This is a genomic window from Alishewanella sp. d11, assembly GCF_049390205.1.
Classification (GTDB): Bacteria; Pseudomonadota; Gammaproteobacteria; order Enterobacterales; family Alteromonadaceae; genus Alishewanella.
In genome coordinates this window covers 702,768-718,867 of record NZ_CP186547.1, presented here as the reverse complement: position 1 = coordinate 718,867, position 16,100 = coordinate 702,768, and the positions used below count along the sequence as shown (strand labels likewise).

17 protein-coding genes are annotated in these 16,100 nt (G+C 46.1%); 3 read left to right on the top strand and 14 right to left on the bottom strand.

Going from position 1 to position 16,100, the window contains the following annotated elements:
• The first annotated feature begins 10 nt into the window (after positions 1-10).
• The gene (gene nlpI, locus ACO1PK_RS03395; RefSeq protein WP_423187269.1) at positions 11-883 is read left to right on the top strand and encodes a lipoprotein NlpI; all 873 of its coding nucleotides are present in this window, start codon (positions 11-13) and stop codon (positions 881-883) included.
• A 112-nt stretch (positions 884-995) separates the two neighbouring features.
• On the top strand, positions 996-2,072 hold the full coding sequence (locus tag ACO1PK_RS03390; protein ID WP_423187268.1) for a hypothetical protein: 1,077 nt from the start codon (positions 996-998) through the stop codon (positions 2,070-2,072).
• Between the two features lie 3 nt (positions 2,073-2,075).
• Here the strand turns inward: ACO1PK_RS03390 and ACO1PK_RS03385 are convergent, their stop codons facing one another.
• From ACO1PK_RS03385 to leuS, 14 genes are all read right to left on the bottom strand, one after another.
• Entirely contained in the window at positions 2,076-2,435 is a 360-nt protein-coding gene (locus ACO1PK_RS03385; protein ID WP_423187267.1) for a PilZ domain-containing protein, read from the bottom strand.
• 153 nt (positions 2,436-2,588) lie between these two features.
• Complete coding sequence (lipA, locus tag ACO1PK_RS03380; protein ID WP_423187266.1) at positions 2,589-3,554, bottom strand: lipoyl synthase; 966 nt, start codon at positions 3,552-3,554, stop codon at positions 2,589-2,591.
• 1 nt (position 3,555) lies between these two features.
• On the bottom strand, positions 3,556-4,209 hold the full coding sequence (lipB, locus tag ACO1PK_RS03375) for a lipoyl(octanoyl) transferase LipB (RefSeq protein WP_423187265.1): 654 nt from the start codon (positions 4,207-4,209) through the stop codon (positions 3,556-3,558).
• A 78-nt stretch (positions 4,210-4,287) separates the two neighbouring features.
• Complete coding sequence (gene ybeD / locus ACO1PK_RS03370; protein WP_423187264.1) at positions 4,288-4,569, bottom strand: DUF493 family protein YbeD; 282 nt, start codon at positions 4,567-4,569, stop codon at positions 4,288-4,290.
• An 84-nt stretch (positions 4,570-4,653) separates the two neighbouring features.
• On the bottom strand, positions 4,654-5,817 hold the full coding sequence (locus tag ACO1PK_RS03365) for a serine hydrolase (protein ID WP_423187263.1): 1,164 nt from the start codon (positions 5,815-5,817) through the stop codon (positions 4,654-4,656).
• A 39-nt stretch (positions 5,818-5,856) separates the two neighbouring features.
• On the bottom strand, positions 5,857-6,612 hold the full coding sequence (locus tag ACO1PK_RS03360) for a septal ring lytic transglycosylase RlpA family protein (RefSeq protein WP_423187262.1): 756 nt from the start codon (positions 6,610-6,612) through the stop codon (positions 5,857-5,859).
• Positions 6,613-6,718: 106 nt separating this feature from the next.
• On the bottom strand, positions 6,719-7,840 hold the full coding sequence (rodA, locus tag ACO1PK_RS03355) for a rod shape-determining protein RodA (protein ID WP_423187261.1): 1,122 nt from the start codon (positions 7,838-7,840) through the stop codon (positions 6,719-6,721).
• Positions 7,833-9,701, bottom strand: coding sequence for a penicillin-binding protein 2 (mrdA, locus tag ACO1PK_RS03350; protein WP_423187260.1), 1,869 nt, complete (start codon positions 9,699-9,701; stop codon positions 7,833-7,835). The genes rodA and mrdA overlap by 8 nt, the downstream gene beginning before the upstream one ends.
• Before the next feature lie 2 nt (positions 9,702-9,703).
• Positions 9,704-10,174: a 23S rRNA (pseudouridine(1915)-N(3))-methyltransferase RlmH gene (gene rlmH, locus ACO1PK_RS03345; RefSeq protein ID WP_423187259.1), complete on the bottom strand. Its 471-nt coding sequence runs from the start codon at positions 10,172-10,174 to the stop codon at positions 9,704-9,706.
• 6 nt (positions 10,175-10,180) lie between these two features.
• Positions 10,181-10,501 (bottom strand): ribosome silencing factor, encoded by a 321-nt coding sequence (gene rsfS, locus ACO1PK_RS03340; RefSeq protein ID WP_423187258.1) that lies wholly within the window; start codon positions 10,499-10,501, stop codon positions 10,181-10,183.
• Between the two features lie 49 nt (positions 10,502-10,550).
• Positions 10,551-11,189, bottom strand: coding sequence for a nicotinate-nucleotide adenylyltransferase (gene nadD, locus ACO1PK_RS03335; RefSeq protein ID WP_423187257.1), 639 nt, complete (start codon positions 11,187-11,189; stop codon positions 10,551-10,553).
• Complete coding sequence (gene holA / locus ACO1PK_RS03330) at positions 11,179-12,222, bottom strand: DNA polymerase III subunit delta (protein WP_423187256.1); 1,044 nt, start codon at positions 12,220-12,222, stop codon at positions 11,179-11,181. Before holA ends, nadD begins: the two co-directional genes overlap by 11 nt.
• 2 nt (positions 12,223-12,224) lie before the next feature.
• Positions 12,225-12,713 carry an LPS assembly lipoprotein LptE gene (gene lptE / locus ACO1PK_RS03325; RefSeq protein WP_423187255.1) on the bottom strand — a complete coding sequence of 163 codons (489 nt, stop codon included), beginning with the start codon at positions 12,711-12,713 and terminating at the stop codon, positions 12,225-12,227.
• 1 nt (position 12,714) lies between these two features.
• Positions 12,715-15,300: a leucine--tRNA ligase gene (leuS, locus tag ACO1PK_RS03320; RefSeq protein ID WP_423187254.1), complete on the bottom strand. Its 2,586-nt coding sequence runs from the start codon at positions 15,298-15,300 to the stop codon at positions 12,715-12,717.
• 301 nt (positions 15,301-15,601) lie between these two features.
• Between leuS and ACO1PK_RS03315 the strand changes: the two genes are divergently transcribed.
• Positions 15,602-16,081 carry a zinc ribbon-containing protein gene (locus ACO1PK_RS03315; RefSeq protein WP_423187253.1) on the top strand — a complete coding sequence of 160 codons (480 nt, stop codon included), beginning with the start codon at positions 15,602-15,604 and terminating at the stop codon, positions 16,079-16,081.
• Positions 16,082-16,100 lie beyond the last annotated feature (19 nt).

Below are 16,100 nucleotides of genomic sequence, written 5' to 3'. Positions count from 1 at the left end.
GGTGACAACCGTGTGGTTAAAACTAGCCTTGTTCGCAGGGCTAGTCGGTATGGCAGGTTGTGCTCAGCAACCTGCTAATTTGCAAGAGATCTGGTTAACACCCGAACCTTTGCAAGTGCCGTATCGTAATGAGTTGGCAATTGCTCGTTTAACCGAAATTTTGCAGCGCGCAGAATTGACGGAAGAGCAGAGTGCCCAGTTATTTTACGACCGTGGTGTTATGTATGACAGTGTTGGTTTAAGATCGCTGGCCCGTTTAGATTTTATGCGTGCTGTACGTTTAAAACCTGATATGGCTGAAGTGTATAATGTGCTTGGCATTCACTACACCTTAAGCGGCAATTTTGAGCAGGCTTACGAAGCCTTTGACTCCACTTTAGAGCTTGCACCTACTTATGATTTTGCTTTTTTAAATCGTGGTATTGCCTTTTATTATGCGGGTCGATTTAATCTGGCTCAGCCTGACTTCCAGCAGTTTTATCAGCTTAAACCAACCGATCCCTATCGTGTGCTTTGGCGCTATATTGGTTTTGCAGAAACAGCTGAGCAAGCAGCCTTGGCAACCTTAAGACTGCACTTACAAGCACTCGATGGTAACGATTGGGCAACTAACTTGGTAAGATTTTACGCAGGCGAAATTACCGAGCAAGCATTATTACAGTCAATTTTAGTGGAGCTAAGCGGGCCGCAGCAATTAGCAGAGCGTTTATGCGAAGCCTACTTTTATCTAGCAAAATGGCATCAAGCTAAGGGTAATTTACCACAAGCCATGGTGTACTATCACAAAGTGTTAGCCACCAATGTTTACGAATTTGTTGAGCATCGTTATGCCAGATTAGAAATGGCCAAGATGCGCGGCGAACCCTTAATTAATGAAGACTAATCCGTTGCTAAAAGTCTTTCTGCTGCTCATAAAAAGCCGGTTAACTGGCTTTTTTCTTTTTAGTTTATTGTTAGGTTGCCAACCAGTAACATCTGATTCAGAGCAACAGCTCATGCAAGATGCTGCGACTAATGTGAGCGCAGCCAAACGGCTTGCTAACTCACGCTTAGCCAATAATGAATTACAGGCAGCTTTATATTGGTTTCGTCATGCAGCCAGTCTGGGGTCGGCAGACGCGCTTGAGCATGCACTCCGTTTACAACTTCGATTAGAAGGCCGCTTAGCGACAGCGCATTGGTTGCAACACATTCAGCCTAGCTTAGCTTTATCACCCAGCGGTACTCTGTTGGCTGAGTTAGGCTTGTGGCCTATAGATGACAGCTCTAGCGTCTTGGGTTGGCAGAGCGCTGCTGGTTGTGCCTTAGTGTTGCAGCCTGTTATTAGCCAAGCGCAGGGCGAGCGCACTTGGCAAAGTCTTATGCTTGCTTGGCAACAAGACCCACAATTAACCAAGCTCCCCGTTTGTTTTAAACCGGTTTTACGTTTCAATAGCACTGAGCTCAATTGTACTGAGCAGCTAGGGCAACGCATTAATTGTAATTATGCCGCGTTAACGTCTACTGTCATGACGACGCAATTTCAACAACTAGTCGTAATAGCAGGGCGTGGTATAGCAAGTTATAACAATGGCATTTTACAGTTACCCGATAATGCCGGCTTACCATTATTCCGGCACGAATTTATGCATATTGCGGGTTTTCTGGATGAGTACTTACTTAGTCCTGTAGCGGCAAAAGCGATTTGCCAACCTGGTAAATTCGCCCCTAACCTGTTAATAGGTAATGACCCCGAGACATTACAGCGTTATTTACTACATTACGCTGTGAGGGAGAATGAGGTAACGCTTACCGCCGTACCCACCTGTGAAGCCGTTGGTTTGCAAGCTTATCGGCCAGTGGCGGCAATAAACACCATGCGGCATTTTGAAGCAGGACTACCAGATCTATACGAAAAACTTCTGCTGCAGGTAATGCAGAAACCCGCAGAGATTATGCCTGTGCAATATTATTTTGCTTATTTGGCACGGCAAAAAGAAGATTGGCAACAATGGCTGCAACTGATGCAGGCTGCTGCCACTTTAGGTTATCCACCTGCGCAGCATGTTTTGCGTGATCTTACAGAAGATTAATTACTATTCACCATTACTTAATTCAGCTAAGTCACGGCTTAACAGCTCTGGATCACCTAAATTAAGCTCTAACAAACGGCGCAAGTGACTGATACTATCAATATCAATTTTTTCGCAATGTAACCCTAAGAAGATGCCGTGCTGATGAGCAATACTGACCTGCATTATGACTTGTTCAGTAGAATCACTTAATCCTAACTTTAAAAAAAGTGTGGTAGGTGCAGCGGGTAAGCCAGTTAAAGGTTTTTTAACTAATGCCCCTTTTAATGAGATATCCAATAACTCAGTCGGATACTCATGACCATCAGCTTCCAGTAATGCCTGACTAAAAAAACGTACCCGCTTAAAGTGTCTTTGTTCCATAAGCCCTCCACCTTGATACCTTAAGCTTAGCAAGTGTTTACGGCTTCCGAAATAGCCAGCACTGAAATAAGTTGGCTTATCGTAAATTCATAAAATAAAAAACAAAAAGCCAGATAACGAGGTTATCTGGCTTGAGCAAATTCGCCGGAGTTTTTAGCTGATATCTTCACCGGCTGCTTGCCTGTCGGCATGATAGCTGGAGCGGACAAAGGGACCACAAGCCGCGTGTTTAAAGCCGATTTCATTCGCGTAGGCTTTAATTTCATCAAATTCTGCTGGTGGCATAAAGCGTCGTACCGGCAAGTGATGTTTACTCGGTTGTAAATATTGTCCTACTGTCAGCATATCGACGTTGTGTTCGCGTAGATCACGCAGAACTTCTAACAACTCTTCCGTTGTTTCACCTAAGCCCACCATTAAGCCTGATTTAGTGGCGACCTGAGGGTGCGCTTCTTTAAAGCGTTTTAATAACTGTAAAGACCATTTGTAATCAGCACCAGGTCTAGCCAATTTATATAGGCGTGGTGCAGTCTCTAGATTGTGATTAAACACATCAGGTGGGCTTTTACTTAAAATGTCTAATGCCACATCCATCCGGCCACGGAAGTCAGGCACTAACACTTCAATTTTAATGTGCGGACTATATTTGCGAATCGCGGTTATACAATCGGCAAAATGTTGGGCGCCGCCATCGCGTAAATCATCACGATCAACTGAAGTGATAACGACATATTTCAGTTTCATATCGCGGATGGTCAGGGCTAATTTTTCAGGTTCTTCAGCACTTGGTGGCAATGGACGACCATGTGCGACATCGCAGAATGGACAGCGGCGTGTACAGATTGCGCCCAGAATCATAAAGGTTGCTGTGCCATGATTGAAGCATTCTGATAAGTTAGGGCAGGAGGCCTCTTCACAGACAGAATGTAAGCCATGCTTGCGCAGTGCGCCCTTGATCTCGTCGATGCGCTCAGTGCTTTTGGGCAGCTTGATTTTCAGCCACTCTGGTTTGCGGAGTAACTCTTCACGCTCAGTAGGTAAAACTTTTACGGGGATCAGCGCCATTTTTTCGGCATCGCGCAGTTTTACACCGGGTTCCATACGTGCAGTTTTGGTCATATTAATTATCTAACCCCGATTTAAACACTGGCTCAGTAATAGCCAGATGTTGTTGAAATAATTCAGCTAGTTGCTGGCTCGCTTCAGATACGCGCTTGGGGCCGCCGAGATCGGCGCTGCGTACCATTTGCATACCAGCATAACCACAAGGATTAATTTGACTAAAAGGTGTCAAATCCATATCAACATTCAATGCCAGCCCGTGAAAGCTACAGCCTTTGCGAATTCTTAAACCCAAAGAGGCTATCTTGGCGCCGTCTACATAAACACCTGGTGCATCACTTCTGGCTTGCGCACTGATCTGATGGTGAGCCAGTAATTCAATTAAGATTTGCTCCAGCATCGTCACCAGTTGCCGCACGCCTAAGTTGCGGCGTTTTATATCTAACAGTACATAAGCGACTAGTTGACCCGGCCCATGGTAGGTAACCTGACCACCTCGATCAACTTGCACAACAGGAATATCGCCTGCAAACAATAAATGTTCGGCTTTACCTGCTTGTCCTTGGGTAAAAACAGCGTGATGCTCCAGTAACCAAATTTCGTCAGGCGTCTCACTGTTGCGCTGATCAGTAAATTGCTGCATAGCTTGCCAGATGTGGGTGTAATCTTGCAGGCCTAGCTGGCGAATCACAAGTTGCTTAGTAACAGACACTGCGCTCTCCGAATTAAAATTGGCGGCATTATAATGTGTACTGACCTTTTTACGAAGGCAAGCAGCTAATTAAATGCATTAGAGGACGTATCGGACCAGTTCTATTTTGCCAAGCTCTGTGTACAGCAACTCAATATGATCCTTGCTGGTCACGGTAACCTTTACAGAGACAGAATGGTAGTTACCCTTGGCACTAGGCTTTACGGTAGGACTATAATCTGTTGCTGCGGTATGTTGCTGGATAACCGCCATGACGTCATCCACTAAGCGTGCCTCGGCTAAACCTAATACTTTAAAATTAAACTGGCAGGGGAACTCCAGATATTCATCGAATTTGGTATTTTTAACTTCAGTTACCATTATGTTGTCTCTATGCCATTAACCTGTTTATTCTAACAAAAAATCCCGGCAGGTGCCGGGACTTCATTGCAAAACCAGCAGGTATTAATTGAATTTCATTTTAATATAGTCGATCATTCGGCCGAAGAATCCAGCTCTATCTACACTCTCTAGGGCAATCAACGGAAATTCCGCGATATCATTTTCACCCGCACGTAAGTGAATTTTACCGACAATCTGGCCTTTAGATATGGGGGCTATTAATTCTTGATCCAAGCTTATTTCAGCTTTTAAATTACGGCGCTGCCCACGTGCGATAGTAATAGGTGTTGCTTGCCCAAGCCCCAGCGCAATCGTTTCTTTAGCGCCTTGCCAGATACGTTGTTCGGCAAACTGTTCGCCAGCCTGATAAGGTGCAAAGGTTTCAAAGAACCGGAAACCGTAGGTGAGTAGTTTTTTGTTTTCCGCTGCCCTAGCACGCTCATTTGCGGTGCCCATCACAACAGATACTAACCGCATATCCTCACGAGTTGCAGAGGTAATTAAGCTAAAGCCGGCTTCTTTGGTGTAGCCCGTTTTTATACCATCAACCTCTAGACTGCGATCCCATAACAAGGCGTTACGATTAGATTGACGGATATTGTTGTAGGTAAACTCACGCTCTGAGTAAAGGGCGTAAAGATCAGGAACATCTTTAATCAGTGCTTTTGCTAAAATGGACATATCGCGAGGTGTAGTAAATTGATCATCCAGATGCAGACCATGGCTGTTACTAAAGCGCGTATCATGCATGCCCAAGCGCTCGGCATGCGCATTCATTAAATCGACGAAGGCACCTTCGGTGCCAGCGATATGCTCAGCCATTGCAACGCAAGCATCATTACCTGATTGAATCATTATGCCACGGGCTAAGTCTGATACTTTGACCTGAGTACCGACTTCAATAAACATTAAAGAAGAGCCTGGGAAGTTTTTGGACCAAGCGCGTTCACTGACGGTCACCATATCATCCAGCGTAATATTGCCCTGTTTCAGCTCCATACCAATGACATAGATTGTCATCATCTTGGTTAAGCTCGCGGGCGCTAAAGACATATCGGCATTTTCTTCAGATAGCACTGTTCCAGTATGGTAGTCGATCAGAATATGGCCTTTTGCTGCCACAGTAGGGGCCTGTGGCGTGACAGTTTGTGCACTTAATGTAGCCGTAAAGCATACACTGCTTATTGCCAAAGTGGCTGCACTGATAATATATTGATAACGAATCATGGCACCTGTTCTTAAATTTAAGTTATTAAAATTCTGTGGTTAGCCGCATTGGCGATTATTGAAAAAAAAGGCTTCTGGGTAACTTGCAGCCCGAAAGCGTTGCAGCCAGTTATTTGCTTGTTGCATATCCGCGGTCGGCCCAACTAATAATCGATACACACCATTGCCAGCGCGAACTTCCGTTGGAACCGACCACTGTTTGGCAACATCGCGTTGTAATTGTTCCGTACGTTTTTTATCGCGGCTAGCAACCAGCTGAATAAAGCATTGCCTGTTGAGTGAAACGGTAGCCTTGCTGTTTGGCGTTTGCTGCGCCAGCATCGCCGGCGATTTTAACAATTCAACCTTAACCCTAGCTGTACCGCGTTGCAACATGCCAATTTTATACGCAGCAGAATAGGATAAATCGATAATGCGGTCTTGATGAAAAGGCCCTCTATCATTCACTCGCACAATAGCACTGAGATTATTATCCAGATTAGTTACCCTAACATAAGACGGTAAAGGTAAGGTTTTGTGTGCGGCAGTCATGGCAAACATATTGTAAACCTCGCCATTTGAGGTGTAATGGCCATGAAATTTATTGCCATACCAAGAAGCAATGCCAATTTCCTGATGCGACGTGAGCTGCGCAAGTGGCAGATAGTCGATGCCAAAAATATTATACGGCCTGTTACCGCCTCGGCTTAGCGGTTCTATTTTCGGGGTTGGATCGGTCATTTCTAATAAGGAGGGTAAGCGATCGGGTATGCTGTCATGCTGTTGTTGATAGCGCCCCTCGTTAGGTGAGACCATTCTGTTGTTAGTTGTTTTTGGTTCAGCTACCTGCGGTTTATTGCTGCAGGCAGTTAAGAGCAAAGCAGAGAAAAGGCAAAAGCAGTTAAGGAAAATTATTTTCATATCAATTTTTGGCCAAACTACGTTTATGAGTACTTACCGACATAATAATGCCAAAAGCGGCCATCATCGTTACCATTGAGGTACCGCCATAACTTACTAGCGGTAAGGGGACACCCACCACAGGTAATAGCCCTGAAACCATGCCTATGTTTACAAAGACATAAACAAAGAAGGTTAGGGTAAAGCTGGCAGCAACCAATTTGCTGTAATTATCCTGTGCTCGTGCTGCGATGATCAAGCCCCTACCAATAATAAACAGGTAGATGGCTAATAAAATAAGTACGCCAATTAAACCAAACTCTTCACTCAGTACTGAAAAAATGAAATCCGTATGGCGCTCCGGCAAGAATTCCAGTTGCGATTGCGTGCCTTGCATCCAACCTTTGCCATCCACCCCACCGGAACCAATGGCAATTTTTGACTGGATGATATGATAGCCCGAGCCAAGTGGGTCGCTTTCTGGATTTAAAAAAGTCAGAACGCGCCGGCGTTGATAGTCATGCATTAAAAACATCCACAGTATCGGAGCAAAGGCTGACACCAAGGCAATCACGAAGGCAATGATCTTCCAACTCATACCTGCCATAAACAACACAAAAATCCCGGCAGTGGCAATCAATAAAGATGTACCTAAGTCGGGTTGTTTGGCAATTAATAAAGTGGGTATAGCGCACATTAAAAAGCCCACAAGCAAGTGAGATAATCTGGGCGGGAAATTATGCGAGGCAATAAACCACGCAATCGCCATAGGAACTGCCAGTTTCATAATTTCCGAAGGCTGAAATTTCATAAAGCCTAAATCTAACCAGCGCTGGGCACCTTTACCAACGTGGCCAAAAAGCAACACACAGATCAGCAAGGCCGTGCCGACGATAAATAATGGCAGAGACCAGCGTCGAATGGTTTGTGGATTGATTTGTGCAAAACCAACCATAACAGCAAAGGCAATACCTAATCGGATAAGTTGTGCCTCTACCATTCTTTCACTTTGACCAGAGGCACTATACAGTACGAGTAGCCCGTAACTCATTAAGGCGATTAAACCCAGTAATAAAGGTGTATCAATATGAAAAAAAGCCAGTCGACTAAGTCTATTCTGTGGGGGGGCCAGACTATCATTCATTATTATTAACTCCGGCACTAAAATAGTAATCCAGCATTTGCCGCGCGATAGGTGCTGCGGTACTGCCACCGCCACCAATATTTTCTACTGTTACTGAAATAACAATGGTTGGGTTATCTGCAGGAGCGTAGCCAACATACATGGCATTGTCGCGATGGCGTTCATAAAGTGCATCTGCATCATATTCCGCGTCTTGAGCAATACTGACAATTTGCGCTGTACCGGTTTTACCGCCTGAAGTGTACTTAGCCCCTCTAAAAGCTCGAAATGCTGTGCCCTTTTCCGTATTAACTGTTTGTAACATGCTGTCACGGATCACTTGCCAATTGCGAGGGTTTACTACAGGGGTGGCTGGTTTTAAAGCCGTGTCAATTTCTGTACTACCTTGCTCATTTGTGAGGGTTTTAACGAGATGGGGAGTGGGCATCAAGCCATCATTTAACAGAACGGCCGTCGAGACTAATAATTGAATGGGCGTTACTGTCCAATAGCCCTGGCCGATACTGACGGCTACGGTATCGCCATGAAACCATGGTTGATTATGGCGAGCGCGCTTCCAACCTCGGGATGGCATATTGGTATTAGACTCTTCAAGAATATCAATACCGGTTTTCTCACCAAACCCCATGCTTTTCATATAATCAGAAATACGATCAATACCTAATTTGACTCCCATATCATAAAAAAACGTATCGCAACTTTCGACAATGGCGCTGTAGACATCGACCCAGCCATGCCCTGTACGCTTCCAATCGCGATAGCGGTGTTCTACCCCAGGTAATTGGAAAAAACCAGGATCCCAAATGCGTGTTGTTGGGGTAATCGTATTCGTTTCTAGCCCTAATAAGGCTAGGTGCGGTTTAATTGTCGAAGCAGGTGGATAAATACCTTGAGTTACTCGATTAACTAAAGGCCGATCTTTGGAGTTGAGTAAGGCATTGTAATTAGCACTACTGATGCCATGTACAAACAGATTGGGGTCATAGCTGGGATTGCTATAAAACGCCAACACTGCACCATCGCGTGGATCCATAGCAACAATGGCGCCTCTTTTATCGAGCATGATTTGTTGCGCAGTTAACTGCAAACCCACATCTAGGTTAAGTCGGATATTTTTTCCCGAATTGGCGGGAACTGAGCGTAACACGCGGATTAAACGACCACGATTATTCACTTCCACTTCCTGATAGCCCATGGTGCCATGCAGTTCGGTTTCGTAATACCGCTCTAAGCCTATTTTGCCAATATCCCGCGTTGCGGCATAATTAGCTAATTGGTCATTTTGCTCTAACCGTGCTAAATCATTACTATTAATGCGTCCAATGTAACCTAAGGCATGGGTAAACAGATTACCAAAAGGATAATAGCGACTTAAGCGCGCTTCAACGGTAACGCCAGGAAAGCGGTGCAGATTGACTGAAATAATCGCCACTTCTTGATCATTCAACCTTTCTTTAATTGCGATACTATTAAAGCGTCTTTGCTGCCGCACTTCTTTGAGAAAGTCGCTTTTTTGATCTTCGGTTATTTCAATTAACTCAGCCAGCTCGTTTAGCGTCGCTGTCATATCATCAATTTCTTCGGGGACTAACTCTAAAGAAAAAACTGGGCGGTTATCGGCGAGTAGGATACCGTTGCGATCGGTAATTAAGCCACGATTCGGCGCTAAGGGGACTACCTTGATGCGGTTACCTTCGGATCGAGTTTGATAAACTTGATAGGAGGTGACTTGTAAGTGATACATGTTAATGATGATCACGCCAAACATCAGCATCACAAAAACCATAGCAAAAATAGCCCGATGATTAAATAACCGGGTTTCTGCGGCAACATCCTGCATGGCTACACGTTTTTTTAACATGTTTACTCGCGATGATAAGGGTGATTGGTACTAATACTCCAAGCGCGATAGAGCGCTTCAGCCAACACTACTCGCACCATTGGATGCGGCATAGTAAGAGCAGATAAAGACCATTTTGCTTCACTCGCCTGAATACAGGCAGGGGCTAATCCTTCAGGCCCACCGACTAAAAAGCAAACGTCTCGTCCGTCATGTTGCCATTCTTGCAGTTTACCCGCCAATTGCGGGCTACTCCAATTTGCGCCAGTCACTTCTAAGGTAACTATCCGACTGCCCTTAGGGATGGCCGCTAACATCTTTTCGCCTTCTGTTTCCAGAATACGTTTAATGTCAGCATTTTTGCCGCGCTTACCGGCGACGATTTCGATCAGTTCAAACGATAAATCGCGTGGAAAGCGGCGCGCATACTCCTCAAAGCCAGTTTGTACCCAAGCAGGCATCTTGGTACCTACGGCAATCAGGATTAACTTCATAATGACTTAACCGCCCCAGAGCTTTTCCAACTGATAAAAATTCCGGCTTTCTTCCAGCATAACGTGGACAACGACATCGCCCAAATCCAGTAATACCCATTCACCAGAGGCTTCGCCTTCAATTCCTAGGGGTTGCATACCGGTTTTTTTAATTTCTGTCGCTAGATACCCGGCAATAGACTTAGCGTGACGAGTAGAAGTTCCCGAGCAAATAACTAAAAAGTTAGTTACGCTTGATTTTCCTCTGACATCTAGTGTGACAATGTCGCGCGCTTTCATATCATCGATTTTGTCTGTTACAAAAGCGACTAGTTCGTTAGTTTGCACCTTTTATCCTCAGTGTCGAATTTAAGGGGCGTATTTTAGCACAGTTTGGCTAGCGGCAACCATAGAGTCGTTGTTGTTGGATATACTGCATAACGGCAGGCGGCAGCATAGTGCGAATGTGCGGGTGAGTAGCGAGTTGTTGTCTGATAAAGGTTGCACTTTGCATAAAATCAGGATTGTCCAGCAACAGGATAACACCTGCGGGTTGTTGCTGTAATTGCTGTAGATTGCCAGCATACTGGTTAAGCAAAATAGGAGCATCCCCTTCATCACAGGCATAGCCGGGGCGTCGGCATACGATCAAATGCGCCAGCTGCAAAATGTGTTGCCAGTTATGCCATTTAGTAAAGTATTGCAGTGAGTCCATACCAATAATAAAAGCTAAGCTTGCGGTCGGATATTGTTGTTTTAACGCAACTAAACTGTCGACAGTATAAGACGGTGTTTGCCGATTGAGTTCAAGCGTTTCGAGCTGCATGTTCGGTTCTGAGGCTATGGCTAACTCAACCATTTTGGCACGTTGTTGGCTGCTCACGCCCGGTGTAGCGCGGTGTGGCGGCAGATGGCAAGGCATCAAGCGAATACTATCCAACTGACAATGCGTCAGCACATAGCGCGCACAGGCGAGATGCCCTTGGTGAATAGGGTCAAAGGTGCCGCCAAAAATGCCAATAATCTTACGCGTCATAAGCGTGTTGTAAAGAAAATGTCCGAGGCAGGGGATGGCAAAACAGCGTGACAAGGTGTGCTAATGCCAGCAAAGGATCGCTGACGTTGCCGGCTTTGAAATGTCGATCAAAAGCCGCAACTTCTTGCAGCAAATAGCCTAACCAGCGAGATGTTAAGCGCTTAGTAGCTTGCTGATAGAGGGGTTGGCGTTTTGGCCAAATCGCCAGCTGCTTAAAGTGTTCGGTTAAGGATCCCTGCTGTGTTGCCATACTAAGTTGCTGTAATTGCATAATTTCTTTTTGCAACTGCCAAGCAATCATCACAGGCTCGGTATCTTGCTCTAACAGTCGTTTTAAGCGGTGTAAAGCTTCGGCACTATTGCCAGTAAGCACGGCATCGATAAGTTGAAAGATGTTGTAGCTAGAGTGATCGGCGAGAAAGCGGCTAAATACATCGGCATCTACCCGTTGGGTCGGATGGGTTAGTGCCAGTTTTTCTAACTCTTGTTTTGCAGCCAATAAGTTGCCAGCACAGTGTTGTTGTAATAATTGCAGTGCATCTGAGGTAAGCTGAACCGCTAACTGTTGGGCACGTTGTTGTAGCCATTGCCGTTGTTGCCGTTCATCTAGAGCATAAACAGGCACTTGTACAGCCTGTTCTTGCAACTGTTTAAACCAAGCCAGTTTACTGACTTCACTATGACTGCGGCTACCGTGGATAACCAGAACAATATCAGGATGTAACTGTTTGGCCAGCAACTTAAGCTGCTCATTCATTCCTGCAGGCGCCTTAGCGGGTAAGAGTTCAAGTTCGATTAAACGCCGCTCGGCAAACAACGACATGGCACTTAACTCGTTTTGCAGCGAGTGCCAGTCAAATTGGGCATCCGCGCTAAAACTGATTCTTTCCAGAAATCCCTGCTGCTTGGCGGCAGTACGGATTTCTTCCACGGCTTCAAATTTTTGCAGTGGTTCTTCACCGAAAATCAGATAGCAAGGCGCTAAGCCTTGGCTTAGATGCGTTGCTAGCTGATTGGCATAGAGTTTTTGCATTACTACAGACGAGCCAATTGCCGAATTATTCGATTAGCCGCTTGCTGACGCAGTTCACTGAGCAGGAGTTCTAGCTCATGCGCTTTGGCCAGAGCTTTGTTAGGATCATCCTGATAATCACGAAACAGTTCAAATTGATAACGCTGCGGCTCCCTGCCTGGAAGTTGGATGAAATACTCTACTTGATAGATTAGCTCGTATTCCGCCACCTGCCCATTGGCAAATAATGATAAAGTCCGACGCTCTAAGGTATCACGCACCAAGGTCAGCGCCGGCTTATCTTGTTGGTAGTCAGTGAGCAGGCCAACTTTGTTTTGCACAAAACGCTGCTTAAGCAGTGCGGCCAGTTCTGAGTGGGCTTCGCTTTGCACATAAATCGCCGGAAATTGGCTCAGCGGTAAGCTGCCGCGCAAATGAAAGCCGCAGCCCGTAAGCAGGCTGGCGGCTAACCACAGTATCGCTAGCCTGACCAGAAACAAACGGGCCGCCATCTTAGCCTACCACCAGGTTTAATAGCTTGCCTGGTACAAAGATCACTTTACGGATACTGACACCCTCAAGGAAACGTTGCACGTTTTGGTCAAGCTGCGCTATGGCCAATACTTGATCTTGGTTAGCATCGGCGGCGACTGTTACTTTTGCCCGTACCTTACCGTTAATTTGCACTACCACCAGTTTTTCGTCTTCCACTAAAGCAGCGCTATCAACGCTTGGCCAAGCGGCTTGCTCAATGCTCTGGGTATTACCCAGTGCTGCCCACAAGTGCTGCGCAATATGTGGCGTGATGGGGTTAAGTAATTGCAACAAGGCAGTGCAGGCTTCGCGCATCACTGCTTTATCCAGCGGTGTGGCTAAGCTGGCTTTTTGCAGCTTATTAGTCAGTTCCATGACAGCGGCAATGGCTGTGTTAAAGGTATAACGGCGGCCAATATCATCGGTCACTTTAGCAATCGTTTTGTGCAGTTCGCGACGTAAGGTTTTTTGCTCATCGTTAAGTGCAGCTAAGTCTAACTCACCCGCGGCACCGGCAGCTTGTACTTCGCTAACTAAGGCGTAGATACGTTTTAAGAAACGATGTGCGCCTTCTACCGCGGAGTCTGACCACTCCAGTGTTTGCTCTGGTGGGGCAGTAAACATCATAAATAAGCGTACGGTATCGGCACCGTATTGATCGATAACTTTTTGTGGATCGATACCGTTGTTCTTCGACTTCGACATTTTGCTCATGCCGGCAGATAACACAGGCTGGCCATCTGTTTTTAAGATCGCTTGGGTAATACGGCCCTTCTCGTCACGTTCTACTGCAACATCTTGTGGCGCGAACCATTGCTGACCGCCATTGGCCGTTTCGCGATAGAAAGTTTCAGCCAGTACCATACCTTGGCACAGTAAGCGTTTAAACGGCTCGTCACATTGTACTAAGCCAACATCACGCAACAGCTTATGGAAGAAACGGGCATAAAGCAGGTGTAAAATAGCGTGTTCAATACCACCGATATATTGATCTACCGGCAGCCAGTAATTGGCTTTTTCTGGATCCAGCATGGCTTTGTCATAGTCTGGGCTACAGTAACGCGCATAGTACCAGCTCGACTCCATAAAGGTGTCGAAGGTATCGGTTTCATGGAAAGCTTCGCTACCGTTAAACTCGGTTTTTGCCCATTCGGCATCTGCTTTAATCGGCGAGGTCACACCATCCATTACCACGTCTTCCGGTAACACTACGGGTAGGCGATCTTCAGGCACTGGCACAACTGAGCCATCAGGCAAGTTTAGCATGGGGATAGGCGTACCCCAGTAACGCTGGCGTGACACGCCCCAATCGCGCAGACGGAAATTGACTTTGACTTCGCCTTTACCCAAGCTCGCTAGCTTGTCGGCGATGGCTTTAAAAGCAGCGTCAAAGTCTAAACCGTTAAAGTCAGCAGAGTTAATGAGCAGACCTTTTTCGGTATAGGCTGCACTGTCTAGGTGAGTTGCACTGCCATCTGCTGCGGTAACCACTTGTTTGATAGGCAACTGATACTTGGTAGCAAATTCGTAATCACGTTGATCGTGACCCGGTACCGCCATTACCGCACCTGAGCCGTAATCCATTAACACAAAGTTGGCAACCCATACTGGAACCTGTTCACCCGTTAATGGATGGATAGCATAAACGCCTGTGGCGCAGCCTTTCTTCTCCATAGTGGCCAGCTCAGCTTCAGCCATTTTGCCGCCCTTTAACTCTTCGATAAAGCTGGCTAAGGTGCTGTTATGTTGGGCTGCCGCTTGCGCCAGCGGATGTTGAGCCGCGACGGCCACATAGGTAACCCCATATAAGGTATCCGGACGGGTGGTGTAGACTTCCAGCTCACTGTCCTGGCCTGCGATAGCAAAACGGATATTGACGCCTTCTGAGCGACCAATCCAGTTTTTCTGCATAGTACGCACTTGCTCTGGCCATTCGGTCAGCTGCTCTAAATCTTGCAGCAGCTCTTCCGCATATTGGGTGATACGAATAAACCACTGCGCTAATTCGCGCTGCTCGACTAACGCGCCTGAACGCCAGCCGCGACCATCAATAACTTGCTCGTTAGCTAACACGCACTGATCTACCGGATCCCAGTTTACCGTGGCCATTTTTTTGTAAACCAAGCCTTTTTCATAAAGCTTAGTGAAGAACCACTGCTCCCAGCGATAGTAATCAGGCTTACAGGTCGCCACTTCGCGATCCCAGTCGTAGCCAAAACCCAAACGCTTAAGTTGGGTTTTCATATAGTCAATATTTTCGTATGTCCACTTGGCCGGCGCGGTTTTGTGATTAATCGCGGCGTTTTCAGCCGGTAAACCAAAGGCATCCCAACCCATAGGTTGCATCACGTTTTTGCCTTGCATGCGCTGAAAGCGGCTAACGACATCGCCTATGGTGTAATTGCGCACATGGCCCATATGTAAACGGCCACTTGGGTAAGGAAACATAGAGAGGCAGTAAAACTTTTCTTTGCTGGGATCTTCCGTAACCTTAAAGGCATTGGTCTCTTGCCATTGCTGTTGCAGGATGGTTTCAATTTGCTGTGGGTTATATTGCTGTTGCATTTACGTCTTCCAGAAAAGTCTTATACCCGTTATCCTTGAAGCTGCAGCGGTGTTGGCTGCGCTCACTCACCCCAATCACATAGTATTCCTATGCTCATGGGGATTCGGTCACTTGCCGCCTACCTGCATCTTCAATGATTTTGGGTATGGTGCGCGCCTGTAAGTTTGCGCTAACGCAAGACACAGGCAAAAAATTCGCTATAGCATACCTTAGGCGGGTTTTGACAACAATAAGCAGAGCCTGGTCTATACTGACTTAAAGCACTTGTTTTGCGTTTTCATTTGCTAACCGGAGTAACAGATGGCTGAATTTAAACACAAGTACCAACAATGGCTACATGATCTTACCGAAACGCTCGAACAGGCTAGCCAGCAGCAGTTACACAATATGTTGGCGGTTGCCGAGACATTTAAGGCTTATTTAAAGGCTGGTAAAGAATTAAGTGCCTATGAAAGTCAGTTATTTATCGAAACCCTAAAGCGCCAGTGGACAGAAGCTCAAGAACAAGCCGAAAATGATGTCGCGCAGCAACCGTCGATGTGGACTGAGGAGTTATGGCAGCAGTTAAGTTTGATCACAGATAAAACGCAAGTTGAATGGGTTGAACTGATGGCCGATTTTCAGCATCAAGGCGTTTACTACCAGGGCGAGTATGTTGGCATGGGGCGTTATCGTTGTAGTGAATGCCAGCAGAGCATTGATTACACCCATCCAGCCGAGTTACTCTGTTGTGCACATTGTGGTGGTGTCCAGTTTTTTCGTGATGGCCTACCCGTCTGAAAGATTAACAACATAGAGC